The organism is Shewanella sp. SM32 (assembly GCF_025654235.1).
Taxonomy (GTDB): Bacteria; Pseudomonadota; Gammaproteobacteria; order Enterobacterales; family Shewanellaceae; genus Shewanella; species Shewanella oncorhynchi.
Map to the genome: position 1 here is coordinate 1 of NZ_JAKKRO010000030.1, position 14,421 is coordinate 14,421.

Below are 14,421 nucleotides of genomic sequence, written 5' to 3' on the forward strand. Positions count from 1 at the left end.
TCTTCTAAGGTGATACCTTGTTTCAGGGCTTCGTGTTTTTCCTTCCAGTTGTAAAGCAGGCTCGTGCTAACTCCAAGAGACTTTGCCGCATCGGCAACGCTATAACCTTGTTCTAGCACCATCAAGACGGCTTCATCTTTAAATGCCTGCGGATAACTCTTATGTGATTTCTTCAGACTCATATAGACCTCTTAATTTATTGACCATACTGTCTCAAAATTAAGTGTCCGATGGGATTAGACCAGAACAACCTTTGATACACATAGATAAAATCTAGATCCAAAACTTGGGATTAGTTTCACATTAAAATTATTAATTAGCACCATAATTAGGCGTTGATTTAAGTATTTGCTCAATATTAAGGAATATAAAAAATGCACATTAGTAACATGGATGGCCTCGATATTCTGAGTTTAAAAATACTTGTTTCATTATATGAGAACAAGTCAGCAACCTATGTATCGAAAGCGCTAGACATTCCAGCTCCTAAAATCAGCCGTAGCCTTAAAAATCTACGGGAAATTTTTGGTGATGAGTTATTTATCCGTCGTAAATATGGCTTATTCCCAAATGAGTTTGCTACTCATTTATATCCAATTGCAAAAGAAGCAATTGAGTGTACTGATAAGTTTCAAAAAGCCAGAATAGCAAACACTCGCCAAGTTAAGACGCATGTCGAAATAGCAGCGCCAGGATTAATTGCCTACACCTTCCCTAAGGCCTTGATGCAGGCTATTAAAGAAGAGCAAAAACCCATGCACATTAATATAAACCCTTGGTCTATGCATACGACTCAAGACATTATTAATGGTGATACAACCCTAGGTATTTGTTGCAATAAAAGTGCTGCCGATGTTGCCGCCTTCGGCGATAAACTGCTAACAACTGAATTGCAACGTATGGACAAACTCTACCTGATTGCTAGCAGGCATCATCCTATTTTTAAACGGGAAATCACCCTAGAGACGATTGCGGAATACCCCTATGTCAATACGGATCTTGGTAATCCCAGCACCAAATTGAGTCCATACCAAGAGTTTTGCATAACGAATGGCATTAAACTCAATACTGAAATTACCATTACCAGTATTTCAAGTTTGTTTGAATATCTAGGCGAAAGTAATGCAGTCTCCCTATTGCCTTATCGGATAGTTTACGAAATGGTGAGTGATATTCCTGAGCTGCATACGTGTCAACTATCGCAGTATGAAGCAGAACGTTTATATGCAGATACAGAAACCCCAACGATTTTCTTAGTGCAAAAAAATCAGCCTAATGCAATCAATGAGGACTTGAAATGGTTAAGCGGAGAGATTAAAAAAATCGTCGATCGTATTATCTAGCCAAGCAATAGCTCAACATATCCAAACAACAAACCACCGATACACGAGGTGACAGGCATCCTCTGCCTTAGCTTAGGCTCCACCTCAGCCCCCATGCGATCCACTCGAGAATTGTTAAACCAAGCATACATCTTGGAGCATAAACACGTTACACTAAGCCCATCTTTATCCTAATAGATTCAGCTATGCGGACCGAAAATACAGCCACTCTTAATCTTATTTGGGGCGCCCTTATTCTTGAGGAGTTAGCACGTCTTGGCGTGCAACATGTGTGTATGGCGCCGGGCTCGCGCTCAACACCGTTAACCCTCGCCGCCGCCCAGCAAACTAAACTCCAGCGTCACTTACATTTCGACGAACGTGGGCTCGGCTTTATGGCCTTAGGTCTAGCCAAAGCCAGCCGCGCACCGGTCGCCATCATTACGACCTCAGGCACAGCAGTCGCCAACTTGTACCCTGCCATTGTGGAGGCGTGGCTGACCCATGTACCTTTAATCGTCTTAAGTGGCGATCGTCCGCCAGAATTACTCGGCTGCGGTGCTAATCAAGCCATAGTCCAACCGGGAATTTTTGCGAATTATGCCACTCAAGTGAATTTGCCAACACCGGATACACATATCGCACCGCAGGCGTTGCTTACCACAGTGGATGAAGCAGTGGCGAATCAAACTCGCCCAGTGCATATCAACTGCATGTACCGTGAGCCCTTGTATCCGAGTGAACTCGGTGGCGCGATTCTCGATGCCGAATCACCTTATCTCAAACCATTGCAAACTTGGCTACAGCTCGCACGCCCGTATACCCAATACGGTAAGAGCAAACAGGTGAGCGGCCCAAGTGACGATGCCATTATGCGGTTCGTCCACGGTAAAGGGGTGATCGTTGTCGGTACTCTCACGCCTGAACAAGATCCACAACAGCTCATTGCCCTATCGCAAAAAATCGGCTGGCCATTACTTACCGATGCCCAGTCGCAACTGCGTCAGCATCCCGCGGCGATAGGTAATATTGATCAACTGCTGCAACATCCAAGGGCGCGTAATCTATTGCAGGAAGCGGATCGTGTACTCGTATTCGGCGGCCGTTTATTATCAAAACGCTTGATAGGTTATCTCGCCGAGCAAAATTGGCACAGCTATTGGCAGGTTTTACCAGAACAAGACAGGCTTGACCCTAGTCACAATGCTAAACACATTTGGCACGCGAATGCACAGCAGTTTGCGGCCTTAAATTGGTATCGCTCATCCTCTGCAAACTGGGCGAATACTCTAATCACCTATAACGATGAATTGCATAACTTATTTGTGCGCAATATCGACCAAGGGGAATTTGGTGAAGCACAAGTTGTGCGCGCCATCGCCAATACTCGTCCGCTAGAACAGCAGCTTTTTATCGGCAATAGCCTGCCTGTACGCTTGTACGACATGTATGCCCCTGTCAGTTGTTGTACGGCAACCACTTATACTAATCGTGGCGCATCGGGTATTGACGGATTACTCGCCACCGCCTGCGGTATTGCGGCCCATGAAGGCAAACCCACGAGTTTAATCATCGGTGATTTATCACAACTGCACGATCTTAACTCACTGGCCATCGCTAAAGGCTTAACCAGTCCTCTGGTGATCGTGATCCTCAATAACGATGGCGGTAACATCTTTAACTTATTGCCCGTTCCCAATGAACAAGTCCGTAGCGATTATTATCGACTCAGCCACGGTTTAGAATTTGGCTACGCCGCAGCTATGTTTAATTTGCCCTATAATCAAGTGGATAATTTAGCCGATTTTCAAGATAGCTATAATGAAGCGCTGGATTTTCAGGGGGCTTCGATCATTGAAGTCAATGTAAGTCAAACACAAGCCAGCGACCAAATCGCCGAGCTCAACTTGTGGGTGAAACAAAGCTAATGCCAACCATGGCCCGTTACGGCGATCCTTCACTACCGACCTTAGTGTTACTGCATGGCTTTTTAGGCACTAAGACCGACTGGTTGCCGTTAATGCCTGCGCTAAGCCAGCACTTTCACTGTATTTGCTTAGATCTGCCGGGCCATGGGGATAACCAAAAGGAGTTGAAGCCAACCGAATTAGATGGATTTAACCAATATGTTGAAGATGTGTTGGCACACCTGAATGGCCTTCATATTGGTCAATTCCATCTCTATGGTTATTCTCTCGGTGGCCGTATTGCTCTGCACCTTGCCAAAGCCTATCCAGAAAGACTACTGAGCCTAAACCTCGAATCCTGCCATCCTGGACTTACAGACCCGCAAGAAAAACTTGCCAGAATCAAAAATGATACCCAGTGGGCCGAGCGTTTACTGCATCTGAATAGCAAAGACTTTTTAAGCTTGTGGTATCAGCAGCCCGTATTTGCCGATATGACGGCTACCAAACGAAAAACCCTAATCGAGCATCGTTCTGCAGCATTAGATTTGCATCCTAAACAGCGGCTTAAAGAGGTATTCATAGCCACCTCACTCGCACACCAAGCATCGATGTGGGATGTACCTTTGCAGCTTACCTGTGAGTGCCATTTCTTTGCGGGCAACCAAGATGCTAAGTTCCACGCACTCGCCCAAGAGTGGCAATTACACGCGCCCATCCTCGTCCATAGTATTCACGGCGCCGGCCACAACATACACCAAGCCGCTCCCGAGGCATTAACCTCAAAAATAGTGAAGTTGCTAGGGTAATGACAGAATTAAAATGTAGGAAATATATGATATTAACTTCGCTTAACCTGTATCAATATCGACTACCGCTCGACGTATTATTGCCCGTCGGTAAGCAACGTATCGATCACAGAGCGGGATTAGTACTACAAGCCAGTGTAAGTGCTAGCGCTAATGCTGGTGGCGAGCATAGACAAGTCGAAGTTGAAATTGCCCCACTATCTGGCATAGATGTCGATGAACAAGCTTTGATGGGGTTCAGCCGTGAAACACTCACTCAAGTGCAAACGGCTTTGACTGGATTATTACCCCAACTCTGCGGTCAGCATATTGATACATTGCTGGAATGCGCCGAGCAAAGTCATTATCCTTCTTTGGCCTTTGGTTTAAGTCTGTTACATGCCAAGTTAATGGGCAAACTCGATGCCATTCGTCCACAAACGGCCACAGTCCCTCTGATTTATCATCCAACGGATGCGAGCAAAGACTTGCTCGATAGCAAAATTGCCGCCCTTGGCAGGAGTGTTCGTTCGGTTAAAGTCAAAGTCGCGCAAACTTCAATCGAAGATGAACTAAGCCTGATTTATGGCATTTTACGTACCCGCCCCGATCTCAAATTGCGTTTGGACGCGAACCGAGGGTTTACACTTGAGCAAGCAATCGAATTTGCCGCTTGCTTACCCCTAGATACCATAGAGTACATTGAGGAACCTTGCCTGAATCCTCATGATAATCATGAATTTTATCAAGCAATTGGTATACCCTACGCCCTCGATGAATCGCTCAACGATCCAGAATACCAGTTTGTAATGCAAAATGGTCTGACTGCGCTTGTCATCAAACCTATGCTGCTCGGCAGTATCGAAAAGCTAGCTAATTTAATCGATACGGCGCAAAGCTATGGCGTACGTTGCATTATCAGTTCGAGTCTAGAGAGCAGTTTAGGCATTAATGCTCTGGCCCATTTAGCCGCGATTCTCACTCCGGATGAAATCCCTGGGCTCGATACCCTCAGCGCCTTTAGCCAAGATTTAGTCGTGTCATCGGGCAAAAAATACTGCCTCACACTCGCGCAACTTGAGCCCATTGCACCACATGTCATTGATTCAACTCAACAAAATGATGATGCAGCTAAAAGTGAGGGAAACGAGTTTGTCTAATGCCAGCCTATCAAAACCGCTTGCACTGCCACCCGTGCACCAAGCTGCGCTTGCGTTTCCACAGCAAACAGCCATCAAGTTGGCGGGGGAAGACATTAGTTACTCAAAGCTTAGCCAGTGCGTTATCGCACTGGCTAAGCAGCTAAGTGCTGCGGGGATCTCAAACGGTGAGCCGCTCGCCTGTATTGCTAGCAATAATCTCGAGATGATTTGTCTCTATTGGGCCTGCATCGATATTGGAGCAATCTTTTTTCCTATCTCGCCACGTTTTCCCCTCGCTCAGATCCAAGGCTTAGTTGATCAACATCAGATCCGCTATATTTGGAGTACTGAGGTTTACGAACTACAGAATTGTCATCACTTGCGCTTAAATTTCAATCGCGTTAGCAGTGACTTAGCCCTGCCTGTCGACTTTACTCGCCCAGCTAATGTGATTTTAACTTCAGGCTCTAGTGGCTTTCCCAAAGCGGCGGTGCATTGCTTAGCGAATCATATTGCCAATGCCGAAGGTGCCCGCAGCTTAATCCCACTCGAACAAGGTGATGCTTGGCTACTCTCCTTGCCCTTATTCCATATTGGCGGTCTTGCGATATTAAACCGCTGTGCCTTAGTCGGTGCCAGTGTTGTCCTGCCAGATCAAGCGCTTAGCCTTGGTCAGCAGATTGACCAAGATCAGTTGACTCACATATCTCTCGTTCCCACACAACTGAGCAAGTTACTCGTCGATACGAGCAGCAAGCTTAAAAGTATCAAAGCCTTATTACTTGGTGGCGGCGCAGTCTCAATCGACTTACTCCAACAACTTAAGCAACGCAATATCGCCAGTTACACCAGTTACGGCATGACGGAAATGGGCTCGCAGATCACCACAGGTCACGCTTTTAGCGACGGCAGCAGTGGCAAATTACTCCCCAAGCGTGAGCTTAAAATCGAAGATGGTGTGATTTTGGTGCGCGGCGCATGCCTGTTTATGGGCTATCTCACCGCGGATGGAATACAAAAGTGCGTTGAACAAGACGGCTGGTTTTACACCAAAGACATGGGCGAATGGGACGAAAATGGTAATCTGCGCATTCATGGCCGCGTCGATAATATGTTTATCTGCGGCGGCGAAAACATCCAGCCAGAAGAAATCGAAGCCGCGCTTAAACTGCACCCACAAATAGACGATGCAATCGTTTTCGCCATACCAGATGTACAATTTGGCAGTCTCCCCGCCGCCATCATTCGCGGCAGTTTAACCCACCACCCAGAGTCGATTGCAAATACGCTCGAACTGTTCCTTGCCAACAAAATCGCCCGCTTCAAACGCCCAAGACAGTATTATGTATGGCCAGAAAATCATGAGCAGGCAGGGCTGAAAGTAAATAGAAAAGCCTTGATAGCTAATCTTGTTAAACACTGATTTATCATCAACGTCATCAAGCCAAATTTCACCCATAAAAAAACCTGCCGCAGCAGGTTTTTTTATGGCTAAGTTAAAATCACTTTACACGTGACGCAACTTAGGCTTCCATACAAGCTTTTAGCTTGTTCATGGCATTTTTCTCAAGTTGGCGAATACGTTCGGCCGACACTTGATAAGTCTCTGCAAGTTCTTGCAGTGTGGTTTTATCGTCATCTAACCAACGAGCGCGCAGAATATGCTGGCTACGTTCATCTAAGGTTTTGATGGCCGATAATAAACGACCTTGAGCATTGGATTCCCAGTTGTCGTTTTCAATATTTTCCGCTAAATCCGATGAATGATCTTCCAAATAATGGACGGGGGCAAAATCATGCTCCTCGTCTTGATCATTGGTTAAATCAAATGCCGGATCTTGCGCTGCCATACGTGATTCCATTTCGGTCACATCGGCCTTAGACACACCTAAATTTTCAGCCACCATAGTGACTTCTGCATCGCTGAACCAACCTAAGCGTTTTTTCGCTTTACGGATATTAAAGAACAACTTACGTTGTGCTTTAGTGGTCGCGACTTTAACAATGCGCCAGTTTTTCAGCACATATTCATGAATTTCAGCTTTGATCCAGTGCACAGCAAAAGACACAAGACGCACGCCAACATCGGGATCGAAGCGTTTAACCGCTTTCATCAAGCCTATGTTGCCTTCTTGGATCAGGTCTGCCTGTGGCAAACCATAGCCTGAATAGCCTTTAGCAACGTGCACTACAAAACGTAAGTGCGACATAATCAGTTGCTTCGCAGCTTGTAGATCACCAGTTTCCTGTAAACGCTTGGCTAACTCATACTCAGCCTCAGCGTCCAGCATGCTGATGCTAGTCACTGAATGGATATAAGCTTCTAGACTACTGGCGCCCTGTGGGACTGTCAGTGCCATTGATTGCGTTTGAAAGGTCATTCGCTCTCCTACATTTATCAGACTACTTAACGAGTGCATTCTTAGGTTCAACAACAAAATACCCTAAGAATAAGCTCACGAACTATCGGCTAATTGACAGAGTATGTCAACCTCAGCTCGTTTGTAGATACCCTTTTTACCTCGCTGAAGTAGACATTGCAAGTGAACAAAAGTTCATTCCTCAGCATTTTTTTCGTCACTTTTTTTAGTTTAATCGACTGATTATTATGAAGGTTCAATCGACCGTAAATGCTGACGTACAGACAAATACGAACCTAACCAACCTAAAAATGAGGCAAGTCCAACCAATTGCAGCAGTTCAATAAAAGTGAGTGATTTCATTTCAAGCTGACTGCCATACAAGCCTAAAAGCTCGGCAAGGGCGGAATCGAGATACCACACTAATAAGTTGATGATAAGCCAAGCCAATATGCCACCAATGACTCCGTACCAAATCCCTGTGTAGAGAAATGGGCGCTGAATAAAGGCTTCAGTTGCTCCGACTAGCTTCATCACTTCAATTTCGCTGCGCCGATTCATAATCGCTAAGCGAATCGTATTACCTATCACTAAGACCACTGCCAGCACAAGTAATGCAGCAATCGCCATCACAGTACGTTCGAGTAGACGCACTACCGCCTGTAACCGTTCTAACCATTCGATATCTAAACGGCCAAAGCTAATCTCAGGCTCGCGCTCTAGTTTAGTTAAGAGTTCACGGGCGCCCACTGGTGTTGAGTAACGCGGCGTAGGCGTAACGGTAATGACCGCGGGCAAAGGATTTTTATCTAAATAGGCCAAGGCCTCACCAAACCCAGATAAGCGTTGGAATTCTTCTAGCGCTTGATTTTTATCTATGTATTGCACTTTATCCACTTCGGGATATGTCCGAATGCGCGTCAGCAGGCTCTGAATCGTTTGTTCACTACGATTATCGTCGATAAACAAGGAGATCTCTGCCGCGCTGTTCCAGGAACTGGTAATGGTCTCGGCATTTTTAACTAACACTTGCAATGCTGCAGGCAAACTTAGGCTCACACCTAAGACAGCCATGGTCATCACAGAGGATATTGGGTTGCGCCAGAGCTCTCCCATGCTAGCCATTGCTTGCTGCGCATGGCGAATAAAAAACATCACAATCCGACCAGACAGAGGCAGCTTGCTGCGAGTTAATTTTGCGCTATCGCTCATTGCCCTTCGCCTCTATTCGTCGATGCACTGCGAGTGTGCACATTAGGATGCAACTCTTGTGCACCTAACATACGGCCCTGTTTGAGGGTAAAAGTGCGATATTTCATTCGTGCGATAAGACCTAAATCATGGGTGGCGATTAATACGCTGGTTCCCGCATCATTAAAGGTTTCAAACAGACGCAAAATATCCATAGATAATTTAGGATCTAAGTTACCCGTAGGCTCATCGGCGAGCAGTAAAGGCGGTTTATTCACAATCGCACGGGCAATGCCAACACGTTGCTGCTCACCGCCGGACAACATAATCGGGTTATGCCGCTCCTTGCCATATAAACCCACCATGTCGAGGGCACCCGCAACACGCTTACGGATTTCGCCATGGGAGAATCCCTCAATCACCAGTGGTAAAGCCACATTGTCGAACACACTTCGGTCCATCAATAGGTGATGGTTCTGGAAAATCATCCCGATATTGCGGCGCAAATAAGGCACATGTTTAGGGCTAACTTTGGCGATATCGTGACCGTTAATCGCGACGCGCCCCGTTGTTGCCCGCTCGATTACCGTGATTAATTTCAACAGCGTACTTTTACCCGCCCCCGAGTGGCCGGTTAAAAATGCCATTTCACCTTGCTGTAGATGAAAATTCACATCCTCCAGCGCCATTTGGCCGCCAGGATAAATCTTACTGACCTGCTGAAAATCAATCATAAATTAGCTATCCGCTTTTTCTTGAGTGAACAAGGCATCGATAAATTCTTTCGAATTAAAAGTACGCAAATCATCAATTTGCTCACCCACGCCTATGTAACGGATCGGAATATTAAACTTGTCGGCAATCGCAAAGACCACGCCGCCCTTAGCCGTTCCGTCTAACTTACTGATGGTAATACCCGTTACACCTACGGCTTCTTGGAATAATTGCGCTTGGCTAATAGCATTTTGTCCTGTGCTCGCATCTAGTGTCAGCATGACCTCATGTGGCGTATCTGGGTCGAGTTTCTTCATCACTCGAACGACTTTCTTCAATTCTTCCATCAAGTGCGCTTTATTCTGTAAACGACCAGCAGTGTCGGCAATCAATACATCCACTTTACGCGCCTTGGCCGCTTGCAAAGCATCGAACAACACAGAGGCACTATCGGCACCAGTATGCTGGGCAATCACGGTAATATCATTACGTTGACCCCAAACCTGTAGCTGCTCAACCGCTGCAGCGCGGAAAGTATCGCCCGCGGCTAACATCACTGACTTACCTTGGCTCTGATATTGTTTAGCTAATTTGCCAATAGTGGTGGTTTTACCCACGCCATTAACGCCAACCATTAAGATAACAAATGGGCCATTAGCATTGTCTGGTACTAACGGGATAGCGACAGGATCGAGTGTTTTTTGCAACTCATCCCGCAGTAATTCATATAAAGCTTCGGCATCTTTAAGCTGCTTACGTGAGGCATGCTCTGTCAAATTCTTGATTAATCGCGTAGTGGTTTCGACACCAACGTCGGCGATTAATAATTGTTCTTCGAGTTCTTCAAACAGATCATCATCGATTTTCTTGCCGCGAAAAAGGCCGATAAAACCACTGCCGATATTCTCACTGGTGCGCATTAAGCCACGTTTCAGTCGAGCAAAGAGCCCTTCCTTAACGGGTCGAGCCTGCGGCTCAGGTTGTAATTCAGCAACTGCTACAACAGCTTGCTCAGTTTCAGCTTGTTGCTGGACTAAAGCCTCTGCTTGCTCACGTGCTAGTGCTTCGCCAGCAAGTTGTTCTGCCGCTAAGGCTTCAGCAGCATGCTGTTCGGCGGCCAAGCGGGCAAGTTCAGCTTGTTCCGCTGCGAGTAATTCTGCTTCTAGCTGAGCGGCAACTACACGCGCCGCCTCTGCTTGAGCTAATTGCTCTGCGGCGGCTTGCTCAACTGCTAACTGCTGTTCTGCCAATTGTTCTGCAATGAGTTGCTCTGCTTCTAACTGTGCTTCGGCTAACTTCTCTGCAGCATGCTTTTGTGCACTAAGTTGTTCAGCAGCCAAACGTGTCGCTTCAGCTTGCTGATTAGCAAAATGCAACGATTCAATTCGGGCATGCTCAAGGGCGAATTGCTCGGCTTCGGCTTTTGCCTGTGTTTGTTCGGCCGCTAACTGTTCTGCTGCCTGTTTTTCAACATGAGCTTCGGCCTCGATGACCCCTTGTGTCTCTACTTGTTCCTGCGCGACACGCTGTGCTGCATCAGTATCTTGTGTTGGAGTAACAACTGGCGTTTCAGCGACGACCTCATCTTGTGACTTATCTTTACGAAACCAAGAGAAAAAACCTTTCTTTGCCATGTGTGATTCCAGCGCTCTACTTCAGTATTGAATTTTGAATAAGACCCTGATGTTATACCAGATTGCCTCGGCAATTACGCCCAAAAAGTCGGCAATTAGCTAAGCTCAGTTAGCCTTCTCACCTTTTAGTGAGACTTTGATATAAAATAACGGCCTTTATTAAGGTGGCACAGTCTACCACTTTCTTTCTTCAGGCAAAATCACGGGGGCACTTTGGTTAATCATCGAACGGTCAAAAATAATGTGACCAAGGGTCAAACAGCCAAAAATAAACCCGGCAGTGGACAAGTGCGGATCATCGCAGGCCAATGGCGCTCGCGTCGTCTACCTATCCAAGATCTCGAAGGTTTACGCCCAACGACAGACAGGGTTCGCGAAACACTCTTTAACTGGCTGGCTAATGATTTAGTCAATGCACGTGTACTCGACTGTTTTGGCGGTAGTGGCGCTTTAGCTCTCGAAGCCTTGTCCCGCTATGCCAGTTTCGCCAAAATTATCGAGTTGCAACGCGGCGCAGCCATGCAATTAAAAGAAAATCTGCAAACCCTTAAATGCGATAAGGCCGAAGTGCTCAATGCTGATACGTTAGTGGTACTGCAAAGGGGCTGCGAGCAAGGTTTCGATGTGGTGTTTATCGATCCACCCTTTCGTAAGGGATTGGCAGAAAAGACGATTCAACTGCTAGATACTCAAGGCTGGCTCAATGATGGTGCGCTGATTTATGTCGAAATCGAGTCTGAATTGCCGCAACTTGCTATCCCTTCTCGCTGGCACGCCTTAAAAGAAAAGAATGCAGGGCAAGTGAGCTACCGTTTATATCAATATCACTCAGAAACCACTGTTGAGCCCATCGAAGATGAAAACCATGCCCTTATTAATTAACTTAGGTAAAGCCATCACTCTGATTGCATGGTTGATGATGGCCTACAACTTAGTCATCCCCTTTGAAGGCAATGTGGCGATTACTTTAAATATCCTGTTTGCCATTACCTGCATGATGCATTGCTTCCAAGTCGCGATTTTCCACATGCTGTTTAAGACCTTGCTACCATTAACGCAACAAGATTATCTACAAGTGTTTATCTTCGGAATTTTCAGCCTGTTAGCTTATCGGCAACGAGTGATGACTCAAGCGAATTAACCGAGCACACAGACAGCAAAAAGCCCTCTATTGAGGGCTTTTTAATGGCTATTAATTAAGAAACTTAATCGCTAAACCTTATCCTTTTGGATATGGGTGTGCTACGCCTTTATGGCAGTCAACACAGGTCTTTCTCGCGTCAGGTTCTTTCTTGAAGTTATTTGAGTGCATTCTTACAGCCATTTTACTCATAGTTTCTGGCTGATTCTCGTAAATACGAGTGTGGCAATGCTGACAGTTAGCAGAATCGTTCGCACGGAAATAGTTCAGCGCTTTATCCGCTTGTTCTTTACGATTTTCATCTAACCAAGCTTGAGTGTTAAAGCCATCAATTGTCATGAAACCATATAAATCTTTAGATACGATGATTTTTTTGATCAAATAATCGACTGGACCATGGGGTAAGTGACAGTCTTGACACTGAACCGTAATCCCTGCTTTGCCGCCGCCATGGGCAGAAGCCAACACTTCATCCTTCAGCGAATGATTGCTATGGCAAGACATACAGAACTCATCTGTACTGGTCGCGTGTAATGTTTGTTGAGTGGTAAAGTATCCCACAACACCCACTACAATACCGACGACCAGTAGCGCCAGGATTGAATATTTCGCGCTAGGTTTAAATAGTGCACGCCAGTTCATCACTCTATCTCCAAAATTGTCAAAATTAGTTTTTATAAGACTAGTTTATGCTCTTTCATTTATTAGAAATTTGATTTTAAGCCGAAATTTGCTGATTAAATTAACCTTAAAAGCGCAAAATGAGACTTAGCTCTAACTATTTGGACGTCATTTGGTAAAAACCGCTAGCTGAACTGTGATGCACTTTAACTAAAGCTAATGCAATCACCCGATAATCGCAAGTTACCGATTTTTTTTATAGTTAGGCTCCCCCTTGATAATCTAGAACTAGAAATTTATTTTCTAGAAAACAGAAATGTGATCGCGCCAATGTTTATTGCACCTTGAGAGTGAAGCAGAAATAAATGGTAAAACGCAGGTAAGCCGAATAATACTGTTCGAAATGAAACTTTCTACGATCAATTTGAGTCTCTTAGAATACGCAGTCATATTCATGATAAGCCCGTTGAAGACAAAACTTCGAGTCAGAAATTCTATTTGCTAATTTAGATTAATTAGATATTTGAATTGAGGCGTTAACTGAAGTGTGAGTTAAATCATTACAGCTAAACATTGCTATGCTAGAATCGAGCCGTTCATCATTTGGAAGACTTATGCATCACACACTCGGTCGTTATTTTTTAGTCATATTCACTCTACTCGCACTCGTCGGGCAAAGTGTCGTGTCTAATGGTCACGCCATGGTGCCACACACTATGGATATGAGTGCGATGAATCATGAGGTTTCCTCCCAAATGCACCACGCTACAATGATGCAGATGGACACAGAGAACAGTTCTGACTCACATTCAATGGCCAACGCGGATTGCTGCAACGATAAAATGCTTCCCGGCGCGAAACAGCATTGCTGTGATGGCACCACATCATGTTCAAATGATTGTGGTCATTGTTTGACGATTTCAGTCGCTGGCACTCTATTCAGCCCACACCTCTGGCCAAGTGTGAGCATGAGCGATACTGCAATGGCCACTCCTATGCCTCATTTCCACTCTATCTCTTTGTCTTCGGCCTTTAAACCACCGATAGCCTAGCTCTACTTTGTGCTTATTGGGCAAATAAACCCTTAAAAAAAGCCAAACGACCAAGCTAAAACGACAATGCTGTTAGCCCTAAGCTAACGCCCTATTTAGCCGTTTATTGTGGTGCCTTATCATTAAATCGTGCACCCGAGTCTAGCAAAACGTTGATTACTGAGCCGAATGCCAAATTGTGGCATCAATTCGTCTATCGAAGCGAACCGCTTTGATCCACTGTGCTCACTGACGTTTATGCGCTCGTATTCGGCCGTTAATCCGATGGAGTGAATAATATGAAAACACTAACTAATCTCGCCTTAATCACATTCTTGCTGACCAGCACAAGCGTGTTTGCGACGGCCGCGCCGCACGCACATCAACACGACAATGCCAATCCACAGGAACAAGCACATACCCATGTTTGCCCTATGCACCCTGAAGTGACTGGCAGCAAAGAGGATACTTGCCCTCAATGTGGTATGAACTTAGAGCCAAAGGCAATAGAAGCAAAACCGGCTGAAGGTGCGGCAAAAAACGCCCACAAACACCACTAAGCTAGGCTGG

The 14,421-nt window shown here is 45.6% G+C and carries 15 protein-coding genes; 9 read left to right on the forward strand and 6 right to left on the reverse strand.

Annotation, left to right across the window (positions count from 1 at the left end):
* A partial coding sequence (locus tag L5M10_RS13285; RefSeq protein WP_263175411.1) for a transposase occupies positions 1 to 182 on the reverse strand: 182 nt, incomplete at its 3' end.
* Positions 183 to 374: 192 nt separating this feature from the next.
* Here L5M10_RS13285 and L5M10_RS13290 point away from each other — a divergent pair.
* The 5 genes from L5M10_RS13290 (at position 375) to menE (ending at position 6,582) form a co-directional block, all read left to right on the forward strand.
* Positions 375 to 1,343, forward strand: a complete 969-nt coding sequence (locus tag L5M10_RS13290; protein ID WP_105250597.1) for a LysR family transcriptional regulator — start codon at positions 375 to 377, stop codon at positions 1,341 to 1,343.
* A 185-nt stretch (positions 1,344 to 1,528) separates the two neighbouring features.
* Complete coding sequence (menD, locus tag L5M10_RS13295; RefSeq protein ID WP_263196362.1) at positions 1,529 to 3,250, forward strand: 2-succinyl-5-enolpyruvyl-6-hydroxy-3-cyclohexene-1-carboxylic-acid synthase; 1,722 nt, start codon at positions 1,529 to 1,531, stop codon at positions 3,248 to 3,250.
* Positions 3,250 to 4,038, forward strand: a complete 789-nt coding sequence (gene menH, locus L5M10_RS13300) for a 2-succinyl-6-hydroxy-2,4-cyclohexadiene-1-carboxylate synthase (RefSeq protein WP_263196364.1) — start codon at positions 3,250 to 3,252, stop codon at positions 4,036 to 4,038. Before menD ends, menH begins: the two co-directional genes overlap by 1 nt.
* Positions 4,039 to 4,064: 26 nt before the next feature.
* On the forward strand, positions 4,065 to 5,177 hold the full coding sequence (gene menC, locus L5M10_RS13305; RefSeq protein ID WP_263196365.1) for an o-succinylbenzoate synthase: 1,113 nt from the start codon (positions 4,065 to 4,067) through the stop codon (positions 5,175 to 5,177).
* Entirely contained in the window at positions 5,143 to 6,582 is a 1,440-nt protein-coding gene (gene menE / locus L5M10_RS13310; RefSeq protein ID WP_411569267.1) for an o-succinylbenzoate--CoA ligase, read from the forward strand. Before menC ends, menE begins: the two co-directional genes overlap by 35 nt.
* Before the next feature lie 100 nt (positions 6,583 to 6,682).
* Here the strand turns inward: menE and rpoH are convergent, their stop codons facing one another.
* The 4 genes from rpoH to ftsY form a co-directional block, all read right to left on the reverse strand.
* Positions 6,683 to 7,540 carry an RNA polymerase sigma factor RpoH gene (rpoH, locus tag L5M10_RS13315; RefSeq protein WP_006079635.1) on the reverse strand — a complete coding sequence of 286 codons (858 nt, stop codon included), beginning with the start codon at positions 7,538 to 7,540 and terminating at the stop codon, positions 6,683 to 6,685.
* Positions 7,541 to 7,765: 225 nt separating this feature from the next.
* The gene (gene ftsX / locus L5M10_RS13320) at positions 7,766 to 8,731 is read right to left on the reverse strand and encodes a permease-like cell division protein FtsX (protein ID WP_113940269.1); all 966 of its coding nucleotides are present in this window, start codon (positions 8,729 to 8,731) and stop codon (positions 7,766 to 7,768) included.
* Positions 8,728 to 9,444 carry a cell division ATP-binding protein FtsE gene (gene ftsE / locus L5M10_RS13325; RefSeq protein ID WP_212599516.1) on the reverse strand — a complete coding sequence of 239 codons (717 nt, stop codon included), beginning with the start codon at positions 9,442 to 9,444 and terminating at the stop codon, positions 8,728 to 8,730. Before ftsE ends, ftsX begins: the two co-directional genes overlap by 4 nt.
* Positions 9,445 to 9,447: 3 nt before the next feature.
* Positions 9,448 to 11,058, reverse strand: a complete 1,611-nt coding sequence (ftsY, locus tag L5M10_RS13330; protein ID WP_263196368.1) for a signal recognition particle-docking protein FtsY — start codon at positions 11,056 to 11,058, stop codon at positions 9,448 to 9,450.
* Between the two features lie 213 nt (positions 11,059 to 11,271).
* On the opposite strand from ftsY, the gene rsmD reads away from it, so the two are divergent.
* Both rsmD and L5M10_RS13340 read left to right on the forward strand, forming a co-directional pair.
* Positions 11,272 to 11,940 carry a 16S rRNA (guanine(966)-N(2))-methyltransferase RsmD gene (gene rsmD / locus L5M10_RS13335; RefSeq protein WP_263196370.1) on the forward strand — a complete coding sequence of 223 codons (669 nt, stop codon included), beginning with the start codon at positions 11,272 to 11,274 and terminating at the stop codon, positions 11,938 to 11,940.
* The gene (locus tag L5M10_RS13340) at positions 11,915 to 12,199 is read left to right on the forward strand and encodes a DUF1145 domain-containing protein (protein ID WP_173248200.1); all 285 of its coding nucleotides are present in this window, start codon (positions 11,915 to 11,917) and stop codon (positions 12,197 to 12,199) included. The genes rsmD and L5M10_RS13340 overlap by 26 nt, the downstream gene beginning before the upstream one ends.
* Positions 12,200 to 12,277: 78 nt before the next feature.
* Here L5M10_RS13340 and L5M10_RS13345 read toward each other — a convergent pair whose 3' ends face one another.
* The gene (locus L5M10_RS13345) at positions 12,278 to 12,841 is read right to left on the reverse strand and encodes a NapC/NirT family cytochrome c (RefSeq protein ID WP_105250630.1); all 564 of its coding nucleotides are present in this window, start codon (positions 12,839 to 12,841) and stop codon (positions 12,278 to 12,280) included.
* Positions 12,842 to 13,434: 593 nt separating this feature from the next.
* Here L5M10_RS13345 and L5M10_RS13350 point away from each other — a divergent pair.
* On the forward strand, positions 13,435 to 13,872 hold the full coding sequence (locus L5M10_RS13350; RefSeq protein ID WP_168827238.1) for a hypothetical protein: 438 nt from the start codon (positions 13,435 to 13,437) through the stop codon (positions 13,870 to 13,872).
* A gap of 278 nt (positions 13,873 to 14,150) precedes the next feature.
* Positions 14,151 to 14,411, forward strand: a complete 261-nt coding sequence (locus tag L5M10_RS13355) for a heavy metal-binding domain-containing protein (protein ID WP_198572393.1) — start codon at positions 14,151 to 14,153, stop codon at positions 14,409 to 14,411.
* Positions 14,412 to 14,421: the final 10 nt, after the last annotated feature.